Genomic DNA, 317 nt, shown 5'->3' with positions numbered 1-317 from the left:
TCCTTTAAGAGAAAATCCTAAAGTTGTCGCTACTTTTTTGAGGATATTAGATGCGGCATTAATATCGGCATTAACTAACAAACCGTTTTGAGTTTGATAGAGTCCTCGCTTAATTCGTTTGCCTGATGCTTTCCAGCTCTCGGGTTTTTCACCGATAGTTGGCAAGAAATCATCATCTAAAAACGATGCTTGTGAAGTGTACGACTCTTCAGTTTCAATAAACTCTATGCCGTACAATTCGCATAACTGACTAATTCGTTCTTTAAGTTTTGCCGTGGGAATTTGTACAAACTTTTGGTTGTTTTTTCTGCCAATGT

General features: G+C 37.5%; 1 protein-coding gene. It reads right to left on the bottom strand.

Annotation, left to right across the window (positions count from 1 at the left end):
• Window positions 1-317 (bottom strand): zinc ribbon domain-containing protein (locus AC0QH1_RS14895; RefSeq protein ID WP_442957317.1); only part of this gene is annotated, 317 nt, incomplete at both ends.

This window comes from Phormidium sp. CCY1219 (assembly GCF_055795085.1).
This window is presented reverse-complemented; position numbering and strand designations above follow the sequence as displayed.